The organism is Dietzia sp. B44 (assembly GCF_014145245.1).
In the GTDB taxonomy this organism is placed as follows: Bacteria; Actinomycetota; Actinomycetes; order Mycobacteriales; family Mycobacteriaceae; genus Dietzia; species Dietzia natronolimnaea.
In genome coordinates this window covers 1-2,271 of record NZ_JAALEF010000023.1, presented here as the reverse complement: position 1 = coordinate 2,271, position 2,271 = coordinate 1, and the positions used below count along the sequence as shown (strand labels likewise).

Annotated in this window: 1 protein-coding gene; it reads left to right on the top strand. The window is 70.3% G+C overall.

Features of this window, described 5'->3' with window-relative positions; translation table 11 throughout:
- The first annotated feature begins 116 nt into the window (after nt 1–116).
- Nucleotides 117–2,030 (top strand): peptidoglycan D,D-transpeptidase FtsI family protein, encoded by a 1,914-nt coding sequence (locus tag G6017_RS01130; RefSeq protein WP_182609921.1) that lies wholly within the window; start codon nt 117–119, stop codon nt 2,028–2,030.
- The last annotated feature ends 241 nt before the right edge of the window (nt 2,031–2,271 follow it).

The window sequence follows — 2,271 nt, the reverse complement described above, 5'->3', positions numbered from 1 at the left end:
CCGGCCATGGCCCCCGCACCCCCGGTTCCCGCACCCGCCCCGGGCGGTGACGCCGCGACACTCGCGCCGGTGCCCGGCCCCCTCTACTGACGACACGATCTGCGAAAGGCCCCTCGATGACCGATCGACGCAACCCGGGACAGGGACCGCGGGTCCCCTCGGGGGCCCCTCGCGGCAGCCGGTCGGGTGACGGTCGGCCCCCCACCCGCTCCGGCAGGGTCCTCACCGCGGCGTCGACGGACCGGCGGTTCACGTGGATGCGCTCCGCCTTCGTGGTGATCATGGTGATCGCGCTGGTCAAGCTGCTGTGGGTACAGACGATCGGTGGCACCGAACTCGCGGCCCGGGCGGAGAGCCAACGGCAGGTCCACCAGGTGCTCCCCGCCACCCGTGGCGCGATCGTCGATGTGCACGGCGACCCGATCGCGTTCACCCGGGAAGCCCGTGATCTGTCCATCCAGCCACTGGTCGAGCAGCGCAACGCCGAGGCGCGCAGGGAACTGGACCGCACCAAACCCACCTGGGACCAGCTGGTCGACGAGATCGGCGACGAGTTCGAGTCCGTGCTCGGGGAGAAGGTGGACCGCGAGGAGATCGAGGCCAAGCTCACGTCCCAGGGTGGCTTCACCTACCTCGTCCGCAACGTCGACGTGACCCAGGCCAACGCGATCACCAGGAAGTTCCCCATGATCGGCGCGGAGCGTGTGGACATCCGCGAGTACCCGGGCGGAGCCCTCGCGGCCAACGTGGTGGGAGCCACGTCGAAGAGCGACGACGGCAAGCTCATCGGCCTGCAGGGCATCGAGGCGTCCTTCAACGACGAACTCGACGGCGAGGACGGCCGACAGACCTTCGACAGGGCCCAGGACGACACGGTGATCCCGGGGACGCTGCGGAACGTCTCGGCACCGCGTGACGGCGACACGATCCGTCTGACCCTGGACGCGGACCTGCAGTGGCACGTCCAGAAGGCGGTGCAGTCCGCCAAGGACTCCTCGGGTGCGCAGAGCGCGTCCGCGGTCGTGTTGGACGCCCGGACCGGCGAGGTCCGCGCGATGGCCAACGACAACACCTTCAACCCCGCGGTGGGGATCGGCGCCGAGCTCGAGCGCGGGGCCGACCTCGGTAACCCGGCGATCACCTCGCCGTTCGAGCCCGGGTCGGTGCAGAAGATCATCACCGCCGCCGCGGCGATCGAGGCCGGGCTGACCGATCCCGGGGAGGTCCACTCCGTCGACGGGAGCATCAGCATGGAGGGGGTGACCGTCTCCGATGCGTGGCAGCACGGTCCCACGCCGTACACGACCACGGGCATCTTCGGGAAGTCCTCCAACGTCGGGACCCTCATGCTGGCCCAGCGGGTCGGCAAGGAGCCGTACTCGGAGTACCTGGAGAAGTTCGGGTTGGGGCAGCGCTCCGGGATCGAACTCGCCGGTGAATCGGACGGGTTGGTGCCCGACCTGCAGAACTGGCAGGGCGGTACCTTCGCCAACCTGCCGATCGGCCAGGGGTTGTCCATGACGACCCTGCAGATGGCGGGCATCTATCAGACGATCGCCAACGACGGGGTCCGGGTGCCGCCCCGGATCGTCGCCGAGCGGGTGGACCCGGACGGTGAGACCCATGCGTCCGAGCGACCGGAGGGCGAGCGGGTGGTGAGTGAGCAGACCGCTCGCACGGTGCGCGACATGTTCCGCTCGGTGGTCCAGTCCGGGCCGGGAGCACAGGCGGGAACCGGCCCTCAGGCCGCGGTGGCCGGGTACCAGATCAGCGGTAAGACCGGCACGGCCCAGCAGATCGACCCGTCGTGTGCGTGCTACTCCAACTCCCGGTACTGGATCACCTTCTCCGGGATCCTGCCCGCCGACGATCCGCGGTACGTGATCTCGATCATGCTCGACGCCCCCCAGCGCGGCACCCTCGGGGCGTCCGCCGCGCCGCTGTTCCACGACATCGCCTCCTGGCTGGTCAACCGGGACAACATCCCGCCGTCCGCCCCCGCAGCCGACCTGATCCTGCAGGCGCAGTGACCCGCGACCGGCAAGGTAGCGTGTAGTGGGTTCACGGGGGGTCACGGACAACGAGAGGCGGGTCGAGGACAGGCTATGACGACAGCGGCACAGCTGGCGGACGCGGTGCGCGCCGGCCTCCTCGGCGACAGGGCGGCAGCCCACACGGAGCTCACCGGCGCCACCATCCGGGCCCAGGACGCGCTGCCCGGCACCCTCTTCGCGGCGCTGCCCGGAACCAGGATCCACGGCGCCTCGTTCT